We start from the raw sequence: 8,228 nt of genomic DNA, 5'->3' as shown, positions 1-8,228 counted from the left end.
ATGGCCGGTGGGCAAAGGAAAAAGGCAAACTGCGCGTATTCGGTCACAAAAACGGGGTAAAGGCGGTGCGTGATACCGTGGAAGGCGCCGTCGAAATCGGGGTTAAGTACCTCACCCTGTATGCGTTTTCAACTGAAAACTGGAACCGTCCCAAACTGGAAGTGTCGGCATTGATGGAGTTGCTGGTCAGCACCCTCAGCAAAGAAACCAAAACGCTTATGAAAAATGGTGTCAGGCTTCAGGCCATCGGTGATCTGGCGCAGTTGCCCGGCAGGTGTTACAAAGGCCTCCAGGAAGTTATTGCACAAACCGGAAACAACACCAACAGCACACTTACACTGGCATTGAGCTACAGCGCCCGCTGGGAAATTACCGAAGCGGCAAAAAAGCTGGCGAAAGCGGCACTGGAAGGGTCAATCCAACCGGATGAAATTGATGAGAAACTGTTTAGTCAGTACCTGTCGACCAACAGCATGCCCGATCCGGAATTGCTAATCCGTACCAGCGGCGAGCAGCGCATCAGCAACTACCTCCTGTGGCAACTGGCCTATTCCGAGTTGTATTTTACGCCCAAGATGTGGCCCGAATTCCGGAAAGCTGACCTATTTGAAGCCATTGCGGCGTACCAGAAACGGGAGCGCCGGTTCGGCATGACCAGCGAGCAACTGAATTCGTAACCGCACAGCCGAGCCATGCACAATCCCTGCAATTTCCGGGCAGCATCCACCAGGCCAAACAGGTGTAATCCGACAAAAAAATGCCTTTTAACAAAAATTAACAACTGTTTAATGTACTTTAGCAGCGATAAACAATATAGATGAAGCGGATAGTATTTATTGCACTTATAACGATATTGGCAGCAGGTGCCGCCCGGGCCCAGCAACGGGGACTCCCCATCGGTGAATCCGATGAGTTCAGTTACCTGAATCCCAAGAATTTTATCATCGGCGGAATTACCGTAAGCGGCACCGAATACCTGGACAACGACGTGCTGATCACCATTTCCAAGCTGGTGGTGGGTACCCGGATTGAGGTACCCAGCGAAGCAACGTCCAATGTGGTCAAAAACTTAATGGACCAGGGGCTGTTTGACGATGTGAAGCTATATGCCGATGCCGTAAAAGGTGATTCCATCTTCTTCAACATCCATGTGGTGGAACGTCCCCGGCTTACGCGCATTGATATTGAGGGGCTTAGCAAAACACAGGTCGAAGAGGTACGTAAGCAATTAAATGAAAACACGGGCAAGATCGTCAACGAAAACCTGATGAACACCACGCGCAATACCATTACGCGCTACCTGCGGGAAAAGAGCTACCTGTATCCGGAAATTACCATGGCTGCGGTCAAAGATTCCAGCCAGGCGAACAACCAGATTCTGGTCGTTAACGTTGACCGCAACCGGAAGGTCCGGGCCCACCGCATCAATTTCACCGGCAATGAAGCTTTTTCGCAGCGCCAGCTCCGCAAATTCTTTAAGGGGGTACGGCAGCGTACCTGGTGGCGGATTACCGGGCCGGGGAAATTCAAAGACGAGAAGTACAAAGAGGCCAAAGATAACCTCATTGCAAAGATGCGCGATCGGGGTTACCGCGATGCTACCATCCTGAACGACACGGTGTATAAGTATAACGACAGAAATGTCATTATTGATGTCGATCTTTACGAGGGACCCAAATATTATTTCGGTAACATTACCTGGCAGGGAAATGCCAAATACCCCGACTCGATCCTCAACGTGATTCTGGGTATCGGAAAAGGCGAGGTATTCAGCGAGGAAAAACTGAACACCAAACTGATGGGGCCAACACGCAACAGCGACGACATCTCTTCCCTTTACCTGAACGACGGGTATCTGACATTTACCGTAGACCCGGTACAGACCCGTATTTACAACGATACGGTCGATCTTGATCTGCGGATTTACGAAGGCGCCCAGTTTACGGTTAACAACATCATCCTGAAAGGGAATGACGTTACCAACGACCGGGTGCTGCTGCGGTCGATTTACACGAAGCCCGGACAGAAATTTTCGAAGGACCTGATCATGCGGAGTACGCGTGAAATTGCCCAGTTGGGTAACTTTGATGAGCAAAAAACCAATCCGATACCAACAAACCTGAACCATTCAGAAGGCACCGTGGATATTGAATACAACGTAACGGAAAAACCGTCTGACCAGGTCGAACTTTCAGGCGGATTCGGTGCGGGGCAGGTCATCGGCACATTGGGGCTGTCGTTCAACAACTTCTCGACGCGGAATCTTTTTGATAAAAATGCATGGAAACCCCTCCCCCGCGGCGACGGCCAAAAGCTGAGTATCCGCGGACAGACGAGCGGCAAACGTTACCAGTCGTATAGCTTTTCGTTTTCCGAGCCGTGGCTTGGTGGAAAGAAGCCAATCTATTTTGGGGTAAGTGCCTTTACTTCCTCGTCTTCATACGGCGGCTTCGATTACTGGACCGGCCGGCAGACGGTTTCGGATGATAAGCTGAACCGGATCTGGATGAATGGTGTTACCGTGAGCCTGGGTAAACGGCTGCAATGGCCAGACAACTATTTCCAGCTTAATTATTCATTGGGTGTGCAGCAGTACAAGCTGCAGAATTACCCCGGTTTCCTGTTCGAGAACGGTACGTCATACAACATCAACCTGACCCAGGAAATCAGCCGTAATTCCGTGGATGCACCAATTTATCCGACGTCAGGGTCGCACATCCGATTTACGGTCCAGGTGACGCCCCCGTACTCATTGATGAACAATATCAACTATCCGACCGCACCTGACAATGTACGCTTTAAATGGACCGAATACCATAAATGGAAATTCGATTCACAGTGGTTCACCCGGATTACCGGAAAACTGGTCCTGAAGGCCCAGGCCCAATTCGGCTTCCTTGGATCCTACAGCAGCGCTACCGGCCAATCGGCATTTGAACGGTTTAAGCTGGGTGGCGACGGGATGATGGGCTTCGACTTCCTGCAGGGTTCCGAAATTATTGCCATGCGGGGATACGCCAATGGCATGGTGATTCCTGACGGGGCCAATGTCAATATTGCCCGCAATTCCGGCAGCCCGATTTATAACAAATACCAACTGGAGCTGCGGCACCCCGTGATGCTCAACGACCAGGCAACGGTATTTGTGCTGGCTTTTGCCGAAGGCGGTAATACGTGGAACAACTTCCGCGATTTCAATCCGTTCAAGGTACGCCGTTCGGTGGGTGTGGGTGCGCGGATCTTCCTGCCGATTTTCGGCCTGCTGGGGATCGACTACGGCCATGCGTTTGATCCCATACCCGGGGTACCGAGCAGCCAATGGCGGCAGAACTTCACCTTCAGCATCATGCAGCAGATGGGTGGGTTCAATTAACACGGAAAAAGTGGAATTACTTTTGCAGTACATTTGATAAATAACAGATTTGGAAATATTAATAGTTTTTGAATTATGAAAATCAACAGATATATAGGTTATGCCGGCGTGGTGGCGCTGCTCGTCATGACTACCACTACTGCATTTGCGCAACGGTTCGCCTATGTGGATACGGAATATATCCTGAAACATATTCCTGAGTATTTGTCCGCACAGAAACAGCTGGATGCATTATCGGTGCAATGGCAGGAAGAAGTAGACAACCGGTTCGCTGAAATTGAGAAACTCTATCAGTCGTATCAGGAAGATCAAGTGCTGCTCAGTGAAGCCATGCGCCGGAAAAGGGAAGATGAGATTGTCAATAGAGAGCAGGAAGCCCGCGAATTCCAACGGCAGAAATTCGGGTTCGAAGGGGATCTGTTTCAGGAGCGGGTAAAACTGGTTAAACCGATTCAGGATAAGGTAGCGGCCGCCATACAGCGAATCGCGAAGGATCAGGGTCTGGATATCGTACTGGACAAAGGCAGTGAGGTGACTTTCCTCTATGCCAATCCCAATCTTGATAAAAGTGATGCCGTAATAACCCAGCTGGGTTATAAACCTGATCCATCACTTGCGGAAAATTAATCCGTTTCGTATCATTGCGAAATTTAAACGATAAACAATAACAAATAACGAAAACAAGGGCAATGCACCCGCATTGCGCAAACAACAAGAAAACTAAATGGATCGCATGAAAAATTTGTTTAAAGGGATAGGGATAGTAGCGCTACTGTTTTTATCAACCGTAACCGTAAGTGCTCAACAGAAAATCGGCCACATCAATTCAAATGAAATTATACAGGCCATGCCGGAATTCAAAACGGCAAACACGGAGTTTGAAACCCTGCAAAAGGGCAAAGAGGCGGAATTGCAGCAGATGGGTGCTGAATATCAGAAAAAAATAACAACAGCCCAGGATTTGCAACGGAACCGCAGCGCAGCCAATAGTGATTCTACCGACGTTAAATTGCAATCACTCGGTGTCGAAATCCAGGAAATTGAGCGGAGAATCCAAGAAGTACAGCAGCTCGCTCAGGATGAACTGGGTAAAAAACAAGAAGAGTTGTTTGCTCCTATTTTCCAGAAAGCCAATACAGCGGTACAGGCTGTAGCCAAAGAACAGGGCTATGCTTATGTATTCGATATAGCCAACTCAGCTATTCCGTATTTCCAGGGTGGCGACGACCTGACAGCTGCAGTGAAAACCAAGCTCGGCATTTCAGCTACTGCCCCGGCAAATCCGTAACCGGACCGGTAACGAAAATTAGCGACGCGGAGTGTATGAAAATACATTCCGCGTTTTTTATTTCCCCGAATATGCCGTTCGCAGGCCGTCGGCTTGGAGAGTCATCGAAATTCCTTAACTTCGTATAATGGCCCTTTCGCCGCGGCTTGCGGTGTGCCGGCAGCTGCCCGGGCGCATCGCAGGGGTATCGGATCCGTCGCATCGGAGCCTTTGGATCGTTAACCAACTATCGAATGATAAGCCAGCTTATTTTTGGTATACTTTTACTGGGCGCCGTCACGCTGGCCGCCTACAATGCCCGGCGCATCATCAGGAACATTCGGATGGGCCACCCGGAACGTCGGACTGATCAGCCTGCCCGACGGTTCCGGATCATGCTGCAGGTGGCCTTCGGTCAGCGGAAAATGTTTAAAAGGCCATTCGCCGCATTACTGCATGGATTCGTATACCTGGGTTTTTTCATCATTAACATTGAGCTGCTGGAAATCACCATCGATGGACTGTTTGGCACTCACCGCGCATTTGGTGGGTTGGGGCGTACCTATAACGTACTTATTGCCATATTGGAGTGGATGGCGTTTGCCGTACTCATCGGGTGTGTCATTTTCCTGGCCCGGCGCAACATTGCGCACCTTCGCCGTTTTTCGGGCAGGGAAATGACGGCCTGGCCGAAGACCGATGCTAACCTGATTCTAATTGCCGAAATTTTGCTGATGGTCGCTTTCCTTACATTGAATGCGGCCGATCACCAGTTACAGCTGCTGGGTGTAGCCCCTTATTCCATGGCGGGTTCATTCCCCGTCAGCGTGTGGCTACAGCCAATGCTACCGGAAAGTATTCCGGCACTGATCTTCCTGGAGCGCTTCGCGTGGTGGTTCCACATTGCCGGTGTACTGGCTTTTATGAATTACCTCCCCTATTCCAAGCACCTGCATATTGTACTGGCCTTTCCAAACACCTATTTTTCAAACCTGGACAATCCCGGCCGTTTTGCCAATATGCCCCAGGTTACCCGGGAGGTAAAAGCCATGCTCGACCCGGCCGCGGTTTCTGAATCATCGGATGAGACGCTCCGCTTCGGTGCAAAAGACGTGACCGACCTTACCTGGAAAAACCTGCTCGACGCTTACACCTGCACGGAGTGCGGACGATGCACCGCAGTATGCCCCGCAAACCTGACGGGCAAACGCCTGTCGCCGCGGAAAATCATGATGAATACCCGCGACCGTATGGTGGAGGCCGGGAATCGCGGTAAACCTGTCGAAGCCGACGATGGGAAATCGCTGCTCGACGACTACATCACCCGCGAAGAACTCTGGGCGTGCACAACCTGCAACGCCTGCGTGGAAGCCTGCCCGGTGCTGATCAATCCATTAGAAATTATCATGGCGCTGCGGCAATATACCGTTATGGAGGAATCGCAGGCGCCTGCTACGCTGAATACGATGTTCAGTAATATTGAAAACAACGGTGCCCCCTGGAAATATGCCCGGGCGGACCGTGCGAACTGGAGGCAAAAATGACCGAACAACACATTCCCACCATGGCCGAACTGGCTGCCCGGAACGAGATTCCCGACATCCTTTTCTGGGTAGGCTGTGCCGGCAGTTTCGACACACGTGCACAACGGATTACACGGGCTATTTGCCAGATACTGCATCATGTCGGCATGCGGTTCGCCATACTGGGCACCGAAGAAGGTTGTACGGGTGACCCGGCCAAGCGTGCCGGCAACGAGTTTCTCTTCCAGCTCCAGGCTATTGCCAATATCGATACACTCAACGGCTATGGTATCCGTAAGATCGTTACCGGATGCCCACACTGCTTCAATACGCTGAAAAATGAGTATCCGGGCCTGGGCGGCCATTATGAGGTCATCCATCATACCCAGCTGATCCAACAGCTGATCGACGCGGGCAAGCTCGTTGCTGCCAATGGTGAATCGTTCAGCGGTAAACGCATCACTTACCACGACCCTTGCTATCTGGGCCGCGGAAACGGGGTTTATGAAGCTCCGCGCAAAGTATTGGAACACCTCGACGCGCAGCTTGTCGAAATGAGACGCTGCCGCAGCAACGGGCTCTGCTGCGGTGCGGGGGGTGCCCAGCTGTTCAAGGAACCCGAGGCCGGTAATAAGGAAATCAATGTCGAACGTGTCGACGAAGCGCTTGAAACCAGCCCGCAGGTTATTGCTGCTGCTTGTCCATTCTGCATGCTGATGCTGCGTGACGGGATAAAAGCAAGGGAGAAAGAAACGGAAGTGGAAGTGCTGGACATCGCCGAAGTAACGGCACGTGCCAATGGCTTGTAAATCCTTAAACCGTCCGGTCGGAACTCGCGCGGATGAGCAATCGGGGCTGCAGTACCAGCTTCTCGGGCTTATGGTGATAATAATTACCTTGCTTAAGCAGTCGCAGAAACAGCCGGGCAACCGCCTTCCCCATTTCCACTGTCCGCTGGTCTACCGTTGAGATCGCTGGACTCACCAGGCTGGTAAACGCCTCATTTGCAAAACCGACTACCCCCACTTCATCGGGTATACGTTTTCCGGCGTGCTTCAGTTCCTGCACCACACCCATGGCTGTAAAATCCTCCAGCGTGAAAACCGCATCAAAAGTCACGCCTTCGGCCAGCAGGTCGCGGACACACTGCCGCCCGAAATCCAGGGAAAAATCCCCCTTAATGATCAGCCGTTCGTCAACCGGCAATCCATATTGTTTCAGTGCATCGAGGTAACCCCGCAGCCGCTCGTTAAAGATGTTGATGTCCCGATACTGACTGATGTGTACAATGTGACGGTAACCGGCCCGGATCAGGTGCTCGGTAGCCATAAACCCGCCACGGTAATCGTCTATCGTTACGGACGGCACATCCAGCTGCTCCAATACCCGATCAAAGAAGGCCAGCGGTGTATTCCGTGCCTTGACTTCCTCGTAACCGGCTGCGGTTTCCGTTTCCAGCGAAATAGATGCAATAATACCATCTACCCGCGAGCGCAAAAAGGTTTCAATGCCCCGCTGTTCGTGCCGGGCTGATTCCTGCGACTGGTAAAGGAGTATCGTATAGCCCTGCTCATTCATTACGCTTTCAATGCCATGTACCACGGAACTGAAAAAACTGACATCCAACCGCGGCACAAGCACCCCAACAATCTTCGTTCGTCCCGATCGCAGCGAAGATGCCAGCTTGTTTGGCTGATACCCCAATCGATCAGCGGTTTCACGCACCGACTGCTTCGTTGCGGCGCTGATCGCGGGATGATCATTTAGCGCACGGGCTACTGTCGAAAACGTAATGCCGAGTTCCTTCGCGATATCTAATATGGTCACTTTTTTCATCTGAATCACGTATTTACCGAAGCGCTTCCCTGTATTCGATGGAATCGCCGGGATCGCCTCGTTGCGTTTAAAGGCAATGAACCTGGTATAGCCACTGTGTCATCCATCGGCTTGTAGTGGCAGTTCAAGCAGGGTTTCAACTGATCAGGCTTTCTCCATATGCCTATGCCAACAGCGAAAAAACTGTTTCAAAAGTAACGATACGTTTTGAAAAAGGAAAGGAATGCGC

At 51.2% G+C, this 8,228-nt stretch carries 7 protein-coding genes; 6 read left to right on the top strand and 1 reads right to left on the bottom strand.

Going from position 1 to position 8,228, the window contains the following annotated elements; translation table 11 throughout:
- The 6 genes from uppS to ABWO75_RS12760 form a co-directional block, all read left to right on the top strand.
- Positions 1-677: polyprenyl diphosphate synthase (gene uppS / locus ABWO75_RS12785; protein WP_353186130.1), on the top strand; the 677-nt coding region annotated here is incomplete at its 5' end.
- Between the two features lie 140 nt (positions 678-817).
- Positions 818-3,373, top strand: a complete 2,556-nt coding sequence (gene bamA / locus ABWO75_RS12780) for an outer membrane protein assembly factor BamA (protein ID WP_353186128.1) — start codon at positions 818-820, stop codon at positions 3,371-3,373.
- 75 nt (positions 3,374-3,448) lie between these two features.
- Positions 3,449-4,000 (top strand): OmpH/Skp family outer membrane protein, encoded by a 552-nt coding sequence (locus ABWO75_RS12775; RefSeq protein WP_353186126.1) that lies wholly within the window; start codon positions 3,449-3,451, stop codon positions 3,998-4,000.
- Between the two features lie 106 nt (positions 4,001-4,106).
- Positions 4,107-4,661, top strand: a complete 555-nt coding sequence (locus ABWO75_RS12770) for an OmpH/Skp family outer membrane protein (protein WP_353186124.1) — start codon at positions 4,107-4,109, stop codon at positions 4,659-4,661.
- A gap of 233 nt (positions 4,662-4,894) precedes the next feature.
- On the top strand, positions 4,895-6,184 hold the full coding sequence (locus ABWO75_RS12765) for a 4Fe-4S dicluster domain-containing protein (RefSeq protein WP_353186122.1): 1,290 nt from the start codon (positions 4,895-4,897) through the stop codon (positions 6,182-6,184).
- Positions 6,181-6,972 (top strand): (Fe-S)-binding protein, encoded by a 792-nt coding sequence (locus ABWO75_RS12760; RefSeq protein ID WP_353186120.1) that lies wholly within the window; start codon positions 6,181-6,183, stop codon positions 6,970-6,972. Before ABWO75_RS12765 ends, ABWO75_RS12760 begins: the two co-directional genes overlap by 4 nt.
- Positions 6,973-6,976: 4 nt before the next feature.
- On the opposite strand, the gene ABWO75_RS12755 is transcribed toward ABWO75_RS12760, so the two are convergent.
- On the bottom strand, positions 6,977-7,999 hold the full coding sequence (locus ABWO75_RS12755; protein WP_353186118.1) for a LacI family DNA-binding transcriptional regulator: 1,023 nt from the start codon (positions 7,997-7,999) through the stop codon (positions 6,977-6,979).
- Positions 8,000-8,228: the final 229 nt, after the last annotated feature.

The sequence above is a fragment of the Parapedobacter lycopersici genome (assembly GCF_040395035.1).
In the GTDB taxonomy this organism is placed as follows: domain Bacteria; phylum Bacteroidota; class Bacteroidia; order Sphingobacteriales; family Sphingobacteriaceae; genus Parapedobacter; species Parapedobacter lycopersici_A.
The sequence above is the reverse complement of the archived record's forward strand: the minus strand, read 5'-3'. Positions and strand labels throughout refer to the sequence as shown.

What these genes read in the sequence shown, in the direction of transcription:
- ABWO75_RS12765 (WP_353186122.1), top strand. Translation starts at nt 4,895, where the DNA reads ATGATAAGCCAGCTTATTTTTGGTATACTTTTACTGGGCGCCGTCACG.
- ABWO75_RS12760 (WP_353186120.1), top strand. Translation starts at nt 6,181, where the DNA reads ATGACCGAACAACACATTCCCACCATGGCCGAACTGGCTGCCCGGAAC.
- ABWO75_RS12775 (WP_353186126.1), top strand. Translation starts at nt 3,449, where the DNA reads ATGAAAATCAACAGATATATAGGTTATGCCGGCGTGGTGGCGCTGCTC.
- ABWO75_RS12770 (WP_353186124.1), top strand. Translation starts at nt 4,107, where the DNA reads ATGAAAAATTTGTTTAAAGGGATAGGGATAGTAGCGCTACTGTTTTTA.
- bamA (WP_353186128.1), top strand. Translation starts at nt 818, where the DNA reads ATGAAGCGGATAGTATTTATTGCACTTATAACGATATTGGCAGCAGGT.
- ABWO75_RS12755 (WP_353186118.1), bottom strand. Translation starts at nt 7,999, where the DNA reads ATGAAAAAAGTGACCATATTAGATATCGCGAAGGAACTCGGCATTACG.